This window comes from Bradyrhizobium sp. AUGA SZCCT0177, from assembly GCF_018130125.1.
GTDB lineage: Bacteria > Pseudomonadota > Alphaproteobacteria > Rhizobiales > Xanthobacteraceae > Bradyrhizobium.
Genome location: NZ_JAFCMA010000005.1, coordinates 93,607 through 109,702, shown reverse-complemented (window position 1 = coordinate 109,702; position 16,096 = coordinate 93,607). Strand labels below are relative to the sequence as shown.

Annotated in this window: 20 protein-coding genes and 1 tRNA gene; 10 read left to right on the top strand and 11 right to left on the bottom strand. The window is 62.8% G+C overall.

The window, feature by feature from the left end:
• Positions 1–122 precede the first annotated feature (122 nt).
• Positions 123–2,252, top strand: coding sequence for a sodium-translocating pyrophosphatase (locus JQ597_RS07705; RefSeq protein WP_212263618.1), 2,130 nt, complete (start codon positions 123–125; stop codon positions 2,250–2,252).
• 197 nt (positions 2,253–2,449) lie between these two features.
• On the opposite strand, the gene JQ597_RS07700 is transcribed toward JQ597_RS07705, so the two are convergent.
• A complete protein-coding gene (locus JQ597_RS07700) occupies positions 2,450–3,454 on the bottom strand; it encodes a Bug family tripartite tricarboxylate transporter substrate binding protein (RefSeq protein WP_212263617.1) in 1,005 nt (334 codons plus the stop codon).
• Between the two features lie 226 nt (positions 3,455–3,680).
• On the bottom strand, positions 3,681–4,166 hold the full coding sequence (locus tag JQ597_RS07695) for an outer membrane protein assembly factor BamE (protein WP_212263616.1): 486 nt from the start codon (positions 4,164–4,166) through the stop codon (positions 3,681–3,683).
• Positions 4,167–4,318: 152 nt separating this feature from the next.
• Between JQ597_RS07695 and JQ597_RS07690 the strand changes: the two genes are divergently transcribed.
• From JQ597_RS07690 to JQ597_RS07660, 7 genes are all read left to right on the top strand, one after another.
• On the top strand, positions 4,319–4,870 hold the full coding sequence (locus JQ597_RS07690) for a ubiquinol-cytochrome C chaperone family protein (protein WP_212263615.1): 552 nt from the start codon (positions 4,319–4,321) through the stop codon (positions 4,868–4,870).
• A gap of 10 nt (positions 4,871–4,880) precedes the next feature.
• Positions 4,881–5,468, top strand: a complete 588-nt coding sequence (locus JQ597_RS07685; RefSeq protein ID WP_212263614.1) for a YceD family protein — start codon at positions 4,881–4,883, stop codon at positions 5,466–5,468.
• Positions 5,469–5,770: 302 nt separating this feature from the next.
• Positions 5,771–6,832: a phosphate acyltransferase PlsX gene (plsX, locus tag JQ597_RS07680; protein ID WP_212263613.1), complete on the top strand. Its 1,062-nt coding sequence runs from the start codon at positions 5,771–5,773 to the stop codon at positions 6,830–6,832.
• The gene (locus JQ597_RS07675) at positions 6,829–7,806 is read left to right on the top strand and encodes a beta-ketoacyl-ACP synthase III (protein ID WP_212263612.1); all 978 of its coding nucleotides are present in this window, start codon (positions 6,829–6,831) and stop codon (positions 7,804–7,806) included. Before plsX ends, JQ597_RS07675 begins: the two co-directional genes overlap by 4 nt.
• 130 nt (positions 7,807–7,936) lie before the next feature.
• A complete protein-coding gene (locus JQ597_RS07670) occupies positions 7,937–8,266 on the top strand; it encodes an integration host factor subunit alpha (protein ID WP_192734233.1) in 330 nt (109 codons plus the stop codon).
• 112 nt (positions 8,267–8,378) lie between these two features.
• Positions 8,379–8,948: a MerR family transcriptional regulator gene (locus tag JQ597_RS07665; protein WP_212263611.1), complete on the top strand. Its 570-nt coding sequence runs from the start codon at positions 8,379–8,381 to the stop codon at positions 8,946–8,948.
• A gap of 199 nt (positions 8,949–9,147) precedes the next feature.
• Positions 9,148–9,225 (top strand) — tRNA-Pro (locus JQ597_RS07660).
• Between the two features lie 255 nt (positions 9,226–9,480).
• Here JQ597_RS07660 and JQ597_RS07655 read toward each other — a convergent pair.
• On the bottom strand, positions 9,481–9,693 hold the full coding sequence (locus JQ597_RS07655; protein ID WP_212263610.1) for a hypothetical protein: 213 nt from the start codon (positions 9,691–9,693) through the stop codon (positions 9,481–9,483).
• A 27-nt stretch (positions 9,694–9,720) separates the two neighbouring features.
• Here JQ597_RS07655 and JQ597_RS07650 point away from each other — a divergent pair, with 27 nt between their 5' ends.
• Positions 9,721–10,098, top strand: a complete 378-nt coding sequence (locus JQ597_RS07650; RefSeq protein WP_212263609.1) for a hypothetical protein — start codon at positions 9,721–9,723, stop codon at positions 10,096–10,098.
• Positions 10,099–10,193: 95 nt separating this feature from the next.
• Here the strand turns inward: JQ597_RS07650 and JQ597_RS07645 are convergent, their stop codons facing one another.
• From JQ597_RS07645 to JQ597_RS07625, 5 genes are all read right to left on the bottom strand, one after another.
• Positions 10,194–10,346, bottom strand: coding sequence for a hypothetical protein (locus tag JQ597_RS07645; RefSeq protein WP_212263608.1), 153 nt, complete (start codon positions 10,344–10,346; stop codon positions 10,194–10,196).
• A 188-nt stretch (positions 10,347–10,534) separates the two neighbouring features.
• Positions 10,535–10,690, bottom strand: a complete 156-nt coding sequence (locus JQ597_RS07640) for a hypothetical protein (RefSeq protein ID WP_192733559.1) — start codon at positions 10,688–10,690, stop codon at positions 10,535–10,537.
• A 183-nt stretch (positions 10,691–10,873) separates the two neighbouring features.
• Complete coding sequence (locus tag JQ597_RS07635) at positions 10,874–11,143, bottom strand: hypothetical protein (RefSeq protein WP_212263607.1); 270 nt, start codon at positions 11,141–11,143, stop codon at positions 10,874–10,876.
• 326 nt (positions 11,144–11,469) lie between these two features.
• On the bottom strand, positions 11,470–11,724 hold the full coding sequence (locus JQ597_RS07630) for a GlsB/YeaQ/YmgE family stress response membrane protein (RefSeq protein ID WP_192733557.1): 255 nt from the start codon (positions 11,722–11,724) through the stop codon (positions 11,470–11,472).
• A 246-nt stretch (positions 11,725–11,970) separates the two neighbouring features.
• Positions 11,971–12,144 carry a hypothetical protein gene (locus JQ597_RS07625; protein WP_212263606.1) on the bottom strand — a complete coding sequence of 58 codons (174 nt, stop codon included), beginning with the start codon at positions 12,142–12,144 and terminating at the stop codon, positions 11,971–11,973.
• Positions 12,145–12,295: 151 nt separating this feature from the next.
• Between JQ597_RS07625 and JQ597_RS07620 the strand changes: the two genes are divergently transcribed.
• A complete protein-coding gene (locus JQ597_RS07620) occupies positions 12,296–12,463 on the top strand; it encodes an Hcp family type VI secretion system effector (RefSeq protein WP_212263605.1) in 168 nt (55 codons plus the stop codon).
• 4 nt (positions 12,464–12,467) lie between these two features.
• On the opposite strand, the gene JQ597_RS07615 is transcribed toward JQ597_RS07620, so the two are convergent.
• Genes JQ597_RS07615 through JQ597_RS07605 form a run of 3 tightly spaced genes read right to left on the bottom strand, consistent with a single transcriptional unit; the run spans position 12,468 to position 16,089 of the window.
• On the bottom strand, positions 12,468–13,547 hold the full coding sequence (locus JQ597_RS07615; RefSeq protein ID WP_212263604.1) for an ABC transporter ATP-binding protein: 1,080 nt from the start codon (positions 13,545–13,547) through the stop codon (positions 12,468–12,470).
• Positions 13,544–14,521, bottom strand: coding sequence for an ABC transporter ATP-binding protein (locus JQ597_RS07610; RefSeq protein ID WP_212263603.1), 978 nt, complete (start codon positions 14,519–14,521; stop codon positions 13,544–13,546). Before JQ597_RS07610 ends, JQ597_RS07615 begins: the two co-directional genes overlap by 4 nt.
• On the bottom strand, positions 14,521–16,089 hold the full coding sequence (locus tag JQ597_RS07605) for an ABC transporter substrate-binding protein (RefSeq protein ID WP_212263602.1): 1,569 nt from the start codon (positions 16,087–16,089) through the stop codon (positions 14,521–14,523). The genes JQ597_RS07610 and JQ597_RS07605 overlap by 1 nt, the downstream gene beginning before the upstream one ends.
• Positions 16,090–16,096 lie beyond the last annotated feature (7 nt).

Here is a 16,096-nt window from a genome sequence, read left to right as displayed (position 1 = left end):
ACGATTTTGGCAAGGTCCCGGCGATTTGAGGGGCCACCCTTCTGGGCGGGGAAGGCCTCCTTTTTATGCGCTTGCCGCGCTCGCGGTGTGGCGGGGGAACATCAAGGTCTGAGGCAAATTCAATGACAGCATTATGGATGATTGTGCTCTGCGGAGCGCTTTCGATTGTTTACGCGATCTGGGCGACGGCATCCGTGATGAAGGCGGACGCCGGCAATCCGCGCATGCAGGAGATCGCAGCCGCGGTGGCCGAGGGCGCACAGGCCTATCTGAAGCGCCAGTACATGACGATCGGCATGGTCGGCGTCGTGATCTTCGCCCTGCTGGCTTATTTCCTCGGCATGCTGGTTGCGGTCGGCTTCCTGATCGGCGCGGTGCTGTCGGGCGCCGCCGGCTTCATCGGCATGAACGTGTCGGTTCGCGCCAACGTGCGTACCGCGCAGGCCGCGACTACCTCGCTGGCCGGCGGACTTGAGCTTGCCTTCAAGGCCGGTGCGATCACCGGCATGCTGGTGGCTGGTCTCGCACTGCTCGGCGTCACCATCTACTTTGCCTATCTGACCCAGATGCTGGGCCTGAAGGCCAACGACCGCGTCGTGGTCGACGCGCTGGTCGCACTCGGCTTCGGCGCCTCGCTGATCTCGATCTTCGCCCGTCTCGGCGGCGGCATCTTCACCAAGGGTGCGGACGTCGGCGGCGATCTCGTCGGCAAGGTTGAGGCAGGCATTCCCGAGGATGATCCGCGCAATCCCGCCACCATCGCCGACAACGTCGGCGACAACGTCGGTGACTGCGCCGGCATGGCCGCCGACCTGTTCGAGACCTATGCGGTGACCGCGGTCGCCACCATGGTGCTGGCTGCGATCTTCTTCGCGACCTCGCCGCTGCTGGTGAACATGATGACGCTGCCGCTCGCGATCGGCGGCATCTGCATCCTCACCTCGATCGCCGGTACCTTCTTCGTCAAGCTCGGCGCCAGCCAGTCGATCATGGGGGCGCTCTACAAGGGCCTGATCGCGACCGGTGTCCTGTCGCTCGTCGGCGTTGCCGGCGTCATCTACTGGCTGATCGGCTTCGACACGGCGCTCAAGGCTGGCAATGCATCCTTCACCGGACTGACGCTGGTGTGGTGCGGCATCGTCGGTCTTGTCGTTACCGGGCTGATCATCGTGATCACCGAATACTACACCGGCACCGATTATCGCCCGGTCAAGTCGATCGCGGCGTCGTCGGTCACCGGTCACGGCACCAACGTGATCCAGGGCCTCGCGATCTCGATGGAATCCACCGCCGGCCCGGCGCTGGTCATCATCGCCGGCATCCTCGTCACCTACAGCCTTGCCGGCCTGTTCGGCATCGCGATTGCGACCACCACCATGTTGGCGCTGGCCGGCATGATCGTCGCGCTCGACGCCTTCGGTCCCGTCACCGACAACGCAGGCGGCATCGCCGAAATGGCCGGTCTGCCGAAGGAAGTCCGCAAGTCGACCGACGCGCTCGACGCGGTCGGCAACACCACCAAGGCGGTCACCAAGGGTTACGCGATCGGCTCGGCCGGTCTCGGCGCGCTGGTGCTGTTCGCGGCTTACAATGAAGACCTCAAATTCTTCATCGCCAACGCCGCGAAGTATCCGTACTTCCAGGGCGTGCTGCCCGACTTCTCGCTGAACAACCCCTACGTCGTGGTCGGCCTGCTGTTCGGCGGCCTGCTGCCGTATCTGTTCGGCGCGATGGGCATGACGGCCGTCGGCCGTGCGGCCAGCGCGATCGTCGAGGAAGTGCGGCGTCAGTTCCGCGAAAAGCCGGGTATCATGCAGGGCACCGACAAGCCGGATTACGGCCGCGCGGTCGACCTTTTGACCAAGGCGGCGATCAAGGAAATGATCATCCCGTCGCTGCTGCCGGTGCTGTCGCCGATCTTCGTCTACTTCGTTATCTTCGCGATCGCGGGCGGCGGCGCGGCGGGCAAGTCGGCGGCGTTCTCGGCCGTCGGCGCCATGCTGCTCGGCGTGATCGTGACCGGCCTGTTCGTCGCGATCTCGATGACCTCGGGCGGCGGCGCCTGGGACAACGCCAAGAAGTACATCGAGGACGGCCATTACGGCGGCAAGGGCTCCGACGCGCACAAGGCGGCGGTAACCGGCGACACCGTCGGCGATCCCTACAAGGATACGGCCGGCCCCGCCGTCAACCCGATGATCAAGATCACCAACATCGTGGCGCTGTTGCTGCTGGCGATCCTGGCGCACTGAGCGGCGAGAGGCCCGATCAAACAAAAAACCCCGCGGTGCGAGCCGCGGGGTTTTTCTTTGGAAGCCTGAGGTCTTTCATCCGTCATTGCGAGCGAAGCGAAGCAATCCATAAGCAGCGAACGCGGAAGTGGATTGCTTCGTCGCTTGCGCTCCCTTGCGCAAACGCTTCGCGTTTGTCGCAGGCAATGACGGTTGCCTCAGCCCGCGTCCATCTGCAGGCCTTCCTGCTTGATGATGGCGCCGAACTTCGCGGTTTCCGCCTGGGTGAAATCGGAAAATTGCTGCGGCGTGCCGTAATCGGTGCGTGCCCCGATCTTGGCCATGCTTTCCTTGATGTCGTCGCGCTCCAGGAACACCTTGATTTCCTTGTTGAGGGCATCGACGACGGGAGGAGGGCAGGCCTTGGGCAGGAAGATGCCGAACCAGGACGAGACATCGAATTTTGCCAGCTCCGGCCCGGTCTCGCGCACGGTAGGAATGTTCGGCCCTGACGGACTGCGCTCCGGCGTCGTCACCGCCAGCGCGTTGAGCTTGCCGTCCATGACCTGCGGCAGCGTCGGAAAGAGATTGTCCGACAGGATCTGGATGTCGCCGGCCAGTGCCGCCTGCAGCGCCGGCCCGGCGCCGCGGAACGGCACATGCACCATCTTCAGTCCGGTGAGCTGCAGCAGCCAGGCCATGGTGAGGTGAGGGCTCTGCCCGATACCTGAGGAACCATAAGTCAGCTTGTCCGGATTGGCCTTGATGTAGGCCACCATGTCCCCGATCGACTTGACCGGCACCGAGGGGTGCGCCGAGATGATGTTGGGAATCCGGATCAGGTTGGAGACCGGCTGCAACTGGTCGGCCTTGTAGGTCATATTCCGGAAGATGCTGTAGGCGATGGCGTTGGGGCCGGGATTGCCGACCAGGATGGTGTGCCCGTCGCCCTTCTGGCGGACGACTTCAGCGGTGCCGATGGTGCCGCCGCCGCCGGAGCGGTTCTCCACCACCGCGGACTGGCCCCAGGCCTTTTGCAAATGAGCCGCCAGCAAGCGTCCCATCACGTCCGTGGTGCCTCCCGGCGCGGCCGGCACGATCAGGCGGACGGTTTCGGTGGGCCGCCAGTCGGCGCCCAGGCTGCTGCGCGGCAGAATGGCTGCAGTGGAGAGCGCGGCGGCTCCGGTCAGAATATGGCGGCGGGAAAAAAATCGGCTGGTCACTAGGTCACTCCCTGCGGGGTTTTTTATTCTGCAGGCGACCGTAGGCAGCGCGCACGCGCAGGGCAAGCGGGCGACTTGGCGCAGGGGTGTTCGATATCGTTCCCCGGATGCTGCACAGCGCGCCACCCTTGTGGCGTGGTGCGCTGCTGATCCGGGGTCTACGCATTGGGTCCCGGCTCTGCGGAGCAGCACGAGGGTGCTGCACCGCGTCCAGGACACGAGGGTATCAGTTAAAGCTGAGCAGCTTGAACAGCGGCGTCAGGTAGCTGAGCTCCTGGCCTGAGGTCGGCGTGGTGCGGCTGATGAAGTCGAAGATCTTGCCGTCCTGCAGCCCGTAATTGGCAAGCCGCTGCACCTGACGATTCCTGTCGAAATAGATCGCGATCACCCGCTGGTCGACGACCTGCTGGTTCATGAAGGCGACCTTCCGCTCGGAGCGCTGCGAAATGTAGTAGAACACCTCGCCGTTCAGGGTCGCGACGGTGGAGGGCGTGCCCATCACAATCAGCACCTGGTCCTGGCTGGCGCCGATCGGGATTTGTTCGAGCGCGCCGGGGGGCAGGATATAGCCCTTCTGGAATTGCTCGCCGGTGCAGCCGCCGAGTGCGGCGCAGAGCAGTGCCACGGCCGCAAAGCCGCGAAAACCGCGCCAGCGCGCCGTCAGGCGGCGCGGCGAGGGCGCGCATGAGCGTGAGTGGCCCGTCTCGGTCATTCCGGAATCGATCCCGTCCCCTTGCATCGCGCGAGGCGTTGACGTACCGGGCAGCACGCAGGATTGCAACATGCGCGGGCGCCCGAAGCTGAAACCCTGAAGGCTGAAACCTTCATGGCGGAAACCTTTGGGGCTCGCATGCGGAACCCACAATGCTTTGGCCGTTCAATCACTTCAGGAAACCCCGGTCCGCCCCGCGCGGCACCATTGAAGCCATCTATGGCATGATCGTGACGCAGGCGCGAGAACCGTTGTTTTATCGGGACTTGGCGGTCCCGGACACGGTTAACGGCCGTTTTGACCTGCTTCTGATGCATTTGTGGCTGGTATTGCGGCGGCTCAAATCGGTCCCGGCGGGCAAGGCGCTGTCGCAGCCGCTGTTCGACCATTTTTGCAATGATATGGACGATAATCTGCGCGAACTGGGCGTCAGCGACCTCAAAGTGCCGAAAAAGATGCAGGCCTTCGGCGAGGCCTTCTATGGCCGCACCGCGGCCTATGATCTGGCGCTGACCGAGAGCCGCGAGGCCCTGGCGCAGGCGCTGTGCAAGAACGTCCTCAACGGTGAGAACATCGAAAAGGCGCGCCAGCTCGCAGCCTATGCCGAGGCTGTCATGGCGGCGCTCGACCGGCAGGACGAGGCGGCGCTGGCCGGCGGCACTTTCAAGTTTCCTTCGCCGGAGCAAGCCGGCGCACAAGCATGAGCAAACGGCGATGACCAGGAGTGCCATGATCGAGAAGCCGGACCCGTGGCGCGTTCCCGTCGCGGTGGAGAAAATCCCGGACACGGGTCTGCATCGCGACCTCGAGGCCGATCAGGCCACGCGCGTTGCGGTGGCGGAGATGGGAAGCCTGCGCGAGGTGCTTATGCTGCAGGCCTCCTTCGATGTGACGCCCAAAAGCGGTGGCCGCTTTCAGGTCGAGGGGCGCGTGCGGGCCCGGATCGGGCAGACCTGCGTGGTGACGCTGGAGGAGATGGAGAGCGATATCGACGAGCCGATCGATCTGATCTTCGCGCCGCCGGACCAGATTCCGGAAATGGCCGCGCTGGTCGACGAGGCAGAAGAGAGCGACGAGGACACGCCCGATCCGCCGGAGCCGATCGACAACGGCATCATCGATCTCGGCCGGCTTGCGACCGACGCGCTGTATCTCGCGGTCGATCCATATCCACGCAAACCGGACGCGGTTTTTGAACCGTTGGTCGAAGCCCCTGATCCCGAGGATCACCCATTTGCGGCGCTCAAGGCCCTGAAGGTCACGCCAAAAAAGTCGGGGGCAAAGAAGCCCAAAGACAAGTAACCGACACTTAAAGTGGCCGGTGAAGCAGGATTTCACTTGATGTGGCTATGATGTCTCATCAGGAATCTTGCATAAGATGTTGAGTTTGCTAATATTACGCTGTATTCCCGATTGCGGGCGGTGCTGGGTCCCATTCCCCAAAGACCGTGGTCAAGAGGTTGTGTCAGAACGGGGACACGCTATTGTCGCGGCCCGGCGGGGGCGATAGCGATGCGCTCCGCCGAGCACCGCTATCGGCGGATGCTTCCAGCGCGCGGCCGGGCTCTAACAGGGCTGCAAGAGATCAGGTTTCCGGGACGTTCATGCCTCAAAAGGTTCGAATCGCGCTTGACGCCATGGGTGGCGATGTCGGCGCATCGGTCATCATCCCCGGCGCTGCAAGGGCATTGGCCCGGCATCCCGACATCGAGTTTCTGCTGTACGGCGACAGCGCGCTGATCGAGGCGGAGCTCGCCAAGTATCCGGCTTTGAAGAAGGCCTCGCGTGTGACCCATACCGACGTCACCGTCGCCATGCACGACAAGCCGAGCCAAGCCCTGCGCCGCGGCCGCAAGAAGTCGTCGATGTGGTTTGCGATCGACGCGGTGAAAGAGGGCAAGGCCGACGTCGCCGTATCGGCCGGCAATACCGGCGCGCTGATGGCGATGGCGCGTTTTCATTTGCACACCATGCCGGGGATCGATCGGCCGGCCATCGCCGGCGTGTGGCCGACCAGCCGCGGTGAGTCCGTCGTGCTCGACCTCGGCGCCAGCATCGGCGGCGACCATCATCACCTCGTGGCGCTGGCGGTGATGGGCGGCGCGATGGCGAGCGTGCTGTTCGGCAAGCCGCGCCCGACCGTCGGCCTGCTCAATATCGGCACCGAGGAAGTGAAGGGCGGCGAGGAGATTCGCGCCGCCTCCGAGCAGCTGCGCGCGATGAACCTGCCCGAACTCGATTATATCGGCTTCGTCGAGGGCGACGGCATCGGCAGCGGTGCGGCGGACGTGATCGTGACCGAAGGCTTTTCCGGCAACATCGCGCTGAAGGCCGCCGAGGGAACCGCGCGCCAGATGTCGGAGTTCCTGCGCAGCGCCATGGCGTCGAGCTGGCGCTCCCGGATCGGCTATTTGTTCGCCCGCAACGCCTTCAAGGCGCTGCGGCACAAGCTCGACCCCAACAAATCCAACGGCGGCGTGCTGCTCGGCCTCAAGGGCGTGGTGGTCAAAAGCCATGGTGGAACCAACGCCGAAGGCTTTGCTTACGCGGTCGATGTTGGCTATGAGATGGTCCGCTGCGATCTCCTCACCAAGATCAATCAGATGCTTAATCGCGACGGCAGTGCGCTGGCTCAAGCGCAAACCGCGCAGGAGGCTGTCTCGTGACTGCTAAACGTTCGGTCGTGCTAGGCTGCGGCTCTTATCTGCCGCGGAAGGTCCTGACCAATGCCGAACTGGCGGCCCGGATCGATACCTCGGACGAGTGGATAGTGCAGCGCACCGGTATCCGGCAGCGCCACATCGCCGCAGACGGCGAGTTCACCTCGCATTTGGCGATCAATGCCGCGCGCGCCGCGCTCGACCATGCCGGCGTCGACGCGCAGCAAATCGATCTGATCGTGCTGGCGACCTCGACGCCGGACAACACCTTTCCGGCGACCGCGGTTGCGGTCCAGCACGCGCTGGGCATCAATCATGGCGTCGCCTTCGACCTGCAGGCGGTCTGCTCCGGCTTCGTCTTTGCGCTGGCGACCGCCGACAATTTCCTGCGCTCCGGCTCGCACAAGCGGGCGCTGGTGATCGGTGCGGAGACGTTCTCGCGCATCCTCGACTGGAGCGATCGCGGTACCTGCGTGCTGTTCGGCGACGGCGCCGGCGCCGTCGTGCTCGAGGCCCAGGACCAGCCCGGCAAGCCGACCGACCGTGGTATACTGACGACGCATCTGCGTTCCGACGGACGCCATAAGTCAAAGCTATTTGTCGATGGCGGGCCGTCTTCGACCCAGACCGTCGGCCACCTCCGCATGGAGGGCCGCGAAGTCTTCAAGCACGCGGTCGGCATGATCACCGATGTGATCGTCGATGCCTTCAACGCCACCGGGGCTTCCGCCGAGGAGATCGACTGGTTCGTTCCGCATCAGGCCAACAAGCGAATCATCGATGCTTCAGCGCACAAGCTGCATATTGCGCCGCAGAAGGTGGTTCTGACCGTCGACCTGCACGGCAATACGTCGGCGGCGTCGATCCCGCTGGCGCTCAACGTCGCCGTCAAGGACGGACGCGTCAAGAAGGGCGATCTGGTGCTGCTGGAAGCGATGGGTGGCGGCTTCACCTGGGGTTCCGCGCTCGTCCGCTGGTGAGGTATAAGTAAAATACCCGACAAAGTGGTTGCGCTGTTTCATGCGTGTGCATGATGGTCGCTGTTGACCATTGCGTGCTAACCTCATAATTTCAGAGAATAAATTGTTCGCCGAGAGTGCGGGGCAGGCGATGACCGGGACAGGAAAAACAGTCACACGCGTCGATTTGTGCGAGGCGGTCTACCAGAAGGTGGGCTTGTCGCGAACGGAGTCGTCTGCGTTCGTCGAACTCGTTTTGAAAGAGATCACCGATTGTCTTGAGAAGGGCGAGACGGTGAAGCTGTCGTCGTTCGGCTCGTTCATGGTGCGCAAGAAGGGTCAACGGATCGGACGTAACCCGAAGACCGGCACCGAAGTACCAATCTCTCCGCGACGCGTGATGGTGTTCAAGCCGTCGGCCATTTTGAAGCAGCGCATCAATGGTCACGCGGTGACGAACGGCGACGCCAAGGACGATTGAAGCCTTTGTGAGTGAAGCCGATACCGGTTCGCGTCAACAAAACGCGTGAAGATAGTCAGGTTAAGCGTTTAGAGTTTCTCTTCATTCTCTTGAGCTGAGAGGAGCTAAGCATTTGGACAAGGCGCCGGATGCGTTCCGTACCATCAGCGAGGTCGCGGACGATCTCGACATTCCCCAGCACGTGCTGCGATTTTGGGAAACGCGATTCACCCAGATCAAGCCGATGAAACGAAGCGGCGGGCGGCGCTATTACCGCCCCGACGACGTCGACCTGCTCAAGGGCATCCGCCGCCTGCTGTACGGCGAGGGCTACACCATCCGCGGCGTGCAGCGGATCCTGAAAGAACACGGCATCAAATCGGTGCAGGGTCTTAGCGACCAGAACTCCGCCGTCTCGTTCGGCGCGGTCGAGGAGGCGATCGGCCTCAGCCTGCAGGAGCCGGAAGAGGGCGCAGGTGCGCTCGCCGGATCCGATGACGACGATTACGAGGGAGAAGCCACGGAAATCGACTACCGCTTCGTCGATACCGATGAGGACGGTATCCTCGCCCCCTTTGGCAAGGGCAAGGCGGCTGCCGTGCCCGGCCCGGTAGGCGGCCCCGACCGCGAACGCCTCGAACGCGTGCTGCAGGACCTGGTGGCCTGCCGGCAATTGCTGGATAACGCGCTGAAGGACGGCTGAGGGCAGGGCCGGAACCGGCGCCAGAGCGTTTTCGAGTGAAAGCCTGTCCCGCACTTGATGCGGGATGGACCCCGGTTCGCGTGAAGAAAACGCGTCAAAACAAAAGACCAGGCGGGTGGTTCGGGGCCGATTCCGGCTCGTTTGCGGGTCGGATCGCGCGCCTTGCGCAGGGCGCCGATCGCAGCTAATGGAACGGCATCGGAGCGTGGCGCAGCCCGGTTAGCGCACTAGTCTGGGAGACTAGGGGTCGGAGGTTCAAATCCTCTCGCTCCGACCATCTAACTGATTGATTCCCCTACCTTTCCCCAAAGCGATTCTGGCGTGATTCTGACGCGCGGTTCTTACCCTGTTCTGCCTTCATTATCGGCGGCACGTTTGGCGCTACGCAGATCCGCAACGGCGCCGGTGATCTTCTCGGAGCGACGGCGAATATAACGCAGCGTCGTGCTCTCCTTGGTGGGTCAGCGCGCCCTGGATCATCTTGACCGTCGCGCCGGATTCCTCGGCCTCGGTGGCGCCGCCGGCGCGCGCGTCATGAAATCGGCGGCAGTTGAACCACAGCGAGTCTGGTGCGACCAATCGGAATGCTTGGAAGCGCGCTCAGTGTGATTGCGGAAACCCTCTTCGTTGCCACCGGCCACGCCATACCCAAATTCTTCGAGTGGGAAGAGCTGCCGAACTCGTGGAAGCCCTTGTCGGTTTCGGCTTTATCGCGATTGGCTTCACGCTCTTTTTGCTGGGTCACTGAAGAACCGTGGGAGGCTCTTGCGCGATGAAGACGATCGCACTGCTCGCCGTACTGGCTATGATACTGCAAGGCCTCATCGGCACTGCGTCAAGCGTGGGCGGTCCGCTGACCATCATGCTGATCCTTTTTCTCACCATGCTCGCCGTGGGGATTTACGAGGCCTGGTTAAAGAAGCGCGGCGCGCTTGGATGGATCGTGAATATCGTCGCCTCGGTCATTGGCGGCTTCGTAGCCGCCATCTTCGTTGGCATGGCCATGGAAATGATACTTCCGCAGCTGCACGTGGAAGGGTCGCTCGCGTCCTCGCAGCACCCTCTGCTGTACATCTTGTTGGCAGGTATGGCGATCCTCACAGTGGTTGGATCGTGGGGCACGCTACAGATCGCCAACCGGTTTCGATGATGGCTTACTGAAGGACCTTTGGCAGCACGACCACCATCTCAATCGCGGAAGGGGTCTCACCGTCGAAATACAGATGAGGGCGCCGTCCTCCGCCTTCACTCGTCGTTGAAAGCAAGAAGCGGAACGTCCACGTCGAACACCAATTCGAGCACCAATCCGACCGCGCAAACGACCACGGCCAGTTCGACGATCACAAAAGTGAAAATCGTGGTCAGTCCGACGACAGCGTTTTTGCGTCCGTTGATCATGATCCCCTCGTTAAGAAATCATTTAGCACCGGGGCTATTCGGCTTGGTCGATGATGTGATTTTAACGTAAACGCGGAACCCGCGTGGAACCGGCGTGCCCGATTGCGGGCCCGGATTCACGAAAGCGGGATATCCTGCGCCGAGGTTCTGAAAGGCGAGCAGGGGGCCGCCGGGTGGGAGGCGGAATCTCAGCCCGACTTGTTCATCTTCTTCACTTTTGCGTCGGTGGCTTCGATCGATGCCGCCAATTCCAAGATCGCCTTTGCCAGAAGGTCGGCGGCTTCCTTGGCGTCCTGACAGCGTTCGGCGCGCAGCGCATAATTCTTGGCTGATGATAATGACATTGGCGGCGGCCTTCCCACGGAAAAACCCACCGGGTTGAGGCGGTGGGTTTCCCTACGCGTTTACGTCTCGCGGGGCCTTGGGAGCCGTCCGCGATTGCCCGAACCATAGCGCTAGCTGGTTAATGAATTTTCTGGCCTAAGGCGCGCGCCAGCTTGCCGGCAACGCCGGTGAGCCCGCTTCTGCTAAAGAAATTCGCGCAGCCGCACCAGCTCGGCGACGTGCTCGGCGGACAGGACCTCGGGGATCATTGGCGGCTGCGGCGCTGTCAGAATCTCGTACAGGTGCCGGGTCGATTCAGGCTTGGCCATGAATTCCCTCATGCACTCATCGAGCGTGCCCTCGAACACCATATAGGGGCCGGAGCTGTCGAGGCGGCGGGCGTTGTGAAGCGACGGCCATTTGCGGATGATGGCAGGAACATCAAAACTCACTGGTACTTCGGCACCATCCATTCGTCGTCGAGCTCCTCGGTCACTGGAAAACGGCCCCCCAGCCGCAAGATGATGATGGGCACCCCACCACGAAACTCATAATCCGCGGCGTCGCCGTTGGTTCCCGGCTGATGCCCCCGAAATTTTTGCCGCCGCCGTCTGTTGGGAACAAATTATTGCCGGGGAGCTTGGTCGGGCACGTCCGGACGCGAACCAGCCCCGTCGCGTTCGGCAAAAGGCGGCCTCAGCTCTCCCCCCGTGCTGGGGCCGCCTCTTTCAACAGCGTTGCCGCGGCGCACAAGATCTTCCGCATCGTTGCGAACGGCCGAAGCTGGTTCTTGAACGGACTACTTCTTGAAGAAGCCGACAATGATCAGGAGGATCACCGCGCCAATGACGGCGTTGACGATCGCGGCCAGATAGCCTCCGACCAGGACAAACCCGATCATCGGCAACAGCCAGCCGGCGATCACGGCGCCGACGATGCCGACCACGATGTTGCCGACCAGGCCGAGGCCATAGCCCTTGACGATCTGCCCGGCCAGCCAGCCTGCGATCGCGCCGATGATCAGCCAGACGATGAGAGATTCAATCACGACCATCCTCCCCATTGCTGAGCGCCGCGGTATCCCGCGGTCGCTGCCCTCGAAGCCAACACGTTCAGGAAGCAAGACGTTCAGGAAGCCAAGACGCTTTGGGAGCGACGCTTTGGGAGCCGGACCGCTTGGCATTGCGCCAGCGCTGCCGTTCGCCCCATTGATCGATCTTAGGTAGTATTACGATCCGCTCTCGTTGGCTTGTCAACCAGTAGCTGGCTCCGGTTCGGTCAATCGCACCGCAACAACTTCTTACCGAATGTTCTCGGCGATGGATTTGCGCGTCTCGTTCTGCGCTTTGAAAATATTGCTCAGGACTTCAAACCAGGACGTGCCGCCAATCACCGCATCCAGTTCGGTCGCGCAAAGTTCGGTGGTCGCGGCGGCCCGTTGGTCGACGTTCGGCTGTGTCTGAAATGCGGTCATGATGCGCTCCGGTGGCTGGATGATGCCAAACCATCCTGACCCCGGTGAAAGGTTAGGGACTGTGATTGATGTCACAGCGACGGCGACGGCCGGGCGGCTAAATCCCCTTCATCAGCAATGATCCGACCTCGATCGAAAGGGAGCCGTCACCATGAGCACCATCATCAATCGCGCTGAATCATGCGAGCGGGACCGTCAGGCCGACGCGCTGTCTGATCGCGAGCTCGCCAATGTCAGCGGCGGCAAGGGAAAAGCCACGCCCAGCCCGTTTGTGTTTATCAAGCATTACGACAAGGCCTCGCCCATATTGGCCTGCTGATACGTCAGGCCGGCGTTCGCGCGTGCTTGGCCGCCTCAAAGGCGGCCAGCCGTTCGGCGAACTTTCCGTTCGCAGCGCCGGCGCGCGCGACGATGACAGGGGCCTGGATCGTCTCGAAGAAATGACAGGCCACGCGATGGCCGGGCGCGGCCTCGCGCAGCTTCGGCTCCTCCGCCGAGCAGCGCGGCTGGGCGTGCAGGCAGCGGGTATGGAAGCGGCAGCCGGACGGCGGGTTGAACGGGCTCGGCACGTCGCCCTGCAACATGACGCGCTTGGTGCGCAGGCTCGGGTCCGGCTTCGGGATCGCTGACAGCAGCGCGTGGGTATAGGGGTGCAGCGGCTTTGCGTAGATCGTCTTCTTGTCAGCGATCTCGACCAGCTTGCCGAGATACATCACCGCGACGCGATCGCTGATGTGTTTTACTACCGCCAGATCATGCGCGATGAACAGATAGGAGAGACCAAAACGCTGCTGCAAATTCTGCAGCAGGTTGACGATCTGCGCCTGGATCGAGACGTCGAGCGCCGATACCGGCTCGTCGCAGATGATCAGATCGGGATTGACGGCCAGCGCCCGCGCAATCCCGATGCGCTGGCGTTGCCCGCCGGAGAACTGATGCGGATAGCGCCGTGCATGTTCGGGCAGCAGGCCGACGATATCGAGAAGCTCGCTCACCCGCGTCTCGCGCGAGGCGGGATCGCCGATGTCATGCACCCGCAGCGGTTCGGCCAAAATCTCGCCCACGGTCATGCGCGGATTGAGCGAGGCGTAGGGGTCCTGGAAGATGATCTGCATGTGCCGGCGCAGCCGCCGCAGTTCATCCTTGCCGAGATTGGCGATTTCCTCGCCCTTGAAACGAACCGAGCCCGCCGTCGGGTCCATCAGGCGCAGCACCAGGCGTCCGGTCGTCGACTTGCCGCATCCGGACTCGCCGACCAGCGCCAGCGTCTCGCCGCGGCCGATCTCGAAGCTGACGTCCTCGACGGCGCGCACAAGGCCCACTTGTCTGCGCAGGATGATGCCGCGGCTGAGCTGAAAATGCTTCACCAGGCCGTCGACCTGCAGCACCGGGACCGCGCTCATGACGCCACCTCGACCGGGGCCTTCCAGCAGGCGACGAGGTGACCCGGCGCGAGTTCGCGCAGCGGCGGCGGCGCCTCGCGGCAGCGCCGGTCGGCGAACGGGCAGCGCGGCGCGAAGCGGCAGCCCTTTGGCTGGTTGTTGGGGCTCGGCACCGTGCCTTCGATGGTGGCGAGCCTGATACGGTCGACGTCGAGGCGCGGGATCGAACCGAGCAGGCCGATCGTGTAGGGGTGCTGCGGATCGGCAAACAGATCGGCGACATCAGCGCTTTCGACGATCTGTCCGGCGTACATCACCAGCACCTGGTCGGCGACCTCGGCGATCACGCCGAGATCGTGGGTGATGATCAGGATCGCCATGCCGAGCCGGCGCTGCAATTCGCCGAGCAGATCGAGGATCTGGGCCTGGATGGTGACGTCGAGCGCGGTGGTCGGCTCGTCGGCGATCAGCAGCGCCGGCTCGCAGGACAGCGCCATCGCGATCATGACGCGCTGGCGCATGCCGCCCGACAGATTATGCGGAAAGTCGTCGATGCGCTGCTTCGCTGATGGAATCCGCACCAGTTCCAGCATCTCGATGGCGCGCGCTTTCGCGGCCTGCGGCGACAACTGGGTATGGGCGAGTATAGCTTCGACGATCTGCTGGCCGATGGTGTGGACCGGGTTCAGCGAGGTCATCGGCTCCTGGAAGATCATCGACATCTTGCCGCCGCGCAGCCGGCGGCGCTCGTCGGCCGACAGTTTCAGCACGTCGCGATTGCCGAACATGACGGCCTCGGCCTCGACCTTGCCCGGGCTCGCCACCAGGCCCATCACGGAGAGCGACGTCACGCTCTTGCCGCAGCCGGATTCGCCGACGAGACCGACGGTACGGCCGCGCGGTACGTTGAAGCTGATGCCGTCGACGGCGCGAAACAGGCCGCGGTCGGTGGCAAAATGGGTCTTGAGGCCGCGGACCTCGAGCAGGTTTTCCATCAGAACGAGTAATCCAGGCCTTTGTAGAAGGTGTTTTGATAGAGCATGTGCGGACGGACGCCCTTCAGTTTCTTCTGGCTCGTGGTGTACATCGCGATGTTCATCACCGGCATCCACAGATGCTCCTCGGTGACCCGCTGCTGGGCCAACGCGTAGTATTTGGTGCGATCGGCGTCGGTCAGCGACGCGCGGCCCATCTTCAAATACTCGTCGGTCTTGGGGTCGTTCCAGTTCATCCGGTTCGGCGCCGGCATGTTCTTCGAATCGAAGTAGAAGTTCAGGAGGTCGCCCGCCGATATGTAGGGGAACGTCACCGTCCACAATTCGTAGTCCTGCTTGGCCATCTCGGCCGGCGCGATCGTGGAATCGAAGCCGACGATCTTCCAGTCGATGCCGATCTTGCGCATGTAGCCCTGGATCGCCTCGGAGACGCGGCCGAAATAGGCGACCTGCGTGAACAGCACCTTCGGCGCGAGCTTGACGCCGTCCTTCTCGCGGATGCCGTCGGCGCCGACCTTCCAGCCGGCCTCGTCCAGCAGCCTTTTGGCGCGTTCGACGTCCTCCTTGATGATGCCCTTGGTGGACGCGGCGAAGTCGAGTGCCTTGTCGTCGATGAAGGTGTAGGCCGGTTCGGCATTGCCGAGCATGATGCCCTTGACGATGTCGGCGCGGTTGATCGCGATGTTCATCGCCTCGCGCACGCGCTTGTCGGCTACCATAGGCCGCGTGGTCTTGTAGCCGTAATACATCAGCTGGAAGTTAGGCTGCGCCTCCTGCACGTTGAGGGTCGGCGCGGCCTTGACCTGCTGGATGAACTGCAGCGGGATTTGGTGGCTGACATCGAATTGTCCGCCCAGCATCGCGGCGACGCGGCTGGAATCCTCCGGCACGATCTTGATGCTGAGTTTTTCGAATTTCACCGGGCCCTTGTTCTGGTACATTGACGGGCCCCATTTGTAGGCGTCGTGGCGCTTGAGCACGATTTCGGTGCGCGGCTGCCAGTTCTCGAAGCACCAGGGACCGGTGCCGTCGATCGCCTTGATGCCGTAATCCTTGCCGAGCGCCTCCACGCTCTCCTGGTTGTGGATCGCGGTGGTGAACATCGTGAGCTGGAGCAGCAAGTCGGCGAACGGCTCGTTCAGCTCGTATTCGACGGTGTAGGGGTCGGGCGCGCGCAGTTCCTTGATGTTGCCGGCGCGCCAGGCCAGCGGCGCTTTCAGCTCGGTGCTGGTCAGGCGCTTGAAGGAATAGATCACGTCGGCGGCGGTGAATTTCTTGCCGCTGCAGAATTGCACGTCATCGCGCAGCTTGAACACGTAGGTCTTGCCATCCTCGCTGATCGTCCACGACTTGGCGAGATAAGGGATCGCCGTCTTGCCGTCCCAGTCCATCGCGACCAGCGTATCCTGAATCATGTTGACGATGTCGGAGGAGGGCGACCAGGTGGTGCGCTGGCCGTCATAATGCGGCGCATCTAGCGACTTCATCATCTTCAGGGTCTGCGCCTCGAGCGGGGAGGCTCCCACCACTCCGAGCAGCACCGCAGCCGTCGTGAACAATCCGCGCATCGTTTGC

Coding starts and splice junctions, on each gene's coding strand:
- JQ597_RS07630 (WP_192733557.1), bottom strand. CDS start 11,724: ATGGTCGTGATTGAATCTCTCATCGTCTGGCTGATCATCGGCGCGATC.
- JQ597_RS07620 (WP_212263605.1), top strand. CDS start 12,296: ATGAGCACCATCATCAATCGCGCTGAATCATGCGAGCGGGACCGTCAG.
- JQ597_RS07670 (WP_192734233.1), top strand. CDS start 7,937: ATGACCGGGACAGGAAAAACAGTCACACGCGTCGATTTGTGCGAGGCG.
- JQ597_RS07610 (WP_212263603.1), bottom strand. CDS start 14,521: ATGGAAAACCTGCTCGAGGTCCGCGGCCTCAAGACCCATTTTGCCACC.
- JQ597_RS07705 (WP_212263618.1), top strand. CDS start 123: ATGACAGCATTATGGATGATTGTGCTCTGCGGAGCGCTTTCGATTGTT.
- JQ597_RS07615 (WP_212263604.1), bottom strand. CDS start 13,547: ATGAGCGCGGTCCCGGTGCTGCAGGTCGACGGCCTGGTGAAGCATTTT.
- JQ597_RS07650 (WP_212263609.1), top strand. CDS start 9,721: ATGAAGACGATCGCACTGCTCGCCGTACTGGCTATGATACTGCAAGGC.
- JQ597_RS07695 (WP_212263616.1), bottom strand. CDS start 4,166: ATGACCGAGACGGGCCACTCACGCTCATGCGCGCCCTCGCCGCGCCGC.
- JQ597_RS07685 (WP_212263614.1), top strand. CDS start 4,881: ATGACCAGGAGTGCCATGATCGAGAAGCCGGACCCGTGGCGCGTTCCC.
- JQ597_RS07605 (WP_212263602.1), bottom strand. CDS start 16,089: ATGCGCGGATTGTTCACGACGGCTGCGGTGCTGCTCGGAGTGGTGGGA.
- JQ597_RS07645 (WP_212263608.1), bottom strand. CDS start 10,346: ATGATCAACGGACGCAAAAACGCTGTCGTCGGACTGACCACGATTTTC.
- JQ597_RS07635 (WP_212263607.1), bottom strand. CDS start 11,143: ATGGATGGTGCCGAAGTACCAGTGAGTTTTGATGTTCCTGCCATCATC.
- JQ597_RS07640 (WP_192733559.1), bottom strand. CDS start 10,690: ATGTCATTATCATCAGCCAAGAATTATGCGCTGCGCGCCGAACGCTGT.
- JQ597_RS07690 (WP_212263615.1), top strand. CDS start 4,319: ATGCTTTGGCCGTTCAATCACTTCAGGAAACCCCGGTCCGCCCCGCGC.
- plsX (WP_212263613.1), top strand. CDS start 5,771: ATGCCTCAAAAGGTTCGAATCGCGCTTGACGCCATGGGTGGCGATGTC.
- JQ597_RS07625 (WP_212263606.1), bottom strand. CDS start 12,144: ATGACCGCATTTCAGACACAGCCGAACGTCGACCAACGGGCCGCCGCG.